This window comes from Levilactobacillus paucivorans, from assembly GCF_001437125.1.
GTDB lineage: Bacteria > Bacillota > Bacilli > Lactobacillales > Lactobacillaceae > Levilactobacillus > Levilactobacillus paucivorans.
On the sequence record NZ_JQCA01000084.1, the window covers coordinates 1 to 234 of the forward strand.

At 36.3% G+C, this 234-nt stretch carries 1 protein-coding gene; it reads left to right on the top strand.

Annotated features, from left to right (window positions below; all coding sequences use genetic code 11):
• On the top strand, positions 1-234 hold a 234-nt coding region (locus tag IV54_RS12015), incomplete at both ends, for a transposase (protein ID WP_191980415.1).

Here is a 234-nt window from a genome sequence, read left to right on the forward strand (position 1 = left end):
ATGAGCGTTTGGACATTCTACTCAACGACAGTGATCCAGTTTCAGATGAAATGATGACTGTGCTTAATACCTTCAGAGAAAACCGAACTTCAATTCATAATGCACTAGCCTACGGCTATTCTAATGGTCCATTAGAAGGTATCAATAACAAGATCAAAGTAATAAAACGTGTAAGTTATGGGTTTGGTAGATTTCAGAACTTCAGACTTCGTATCCATCTTGCTTTCAAAATAA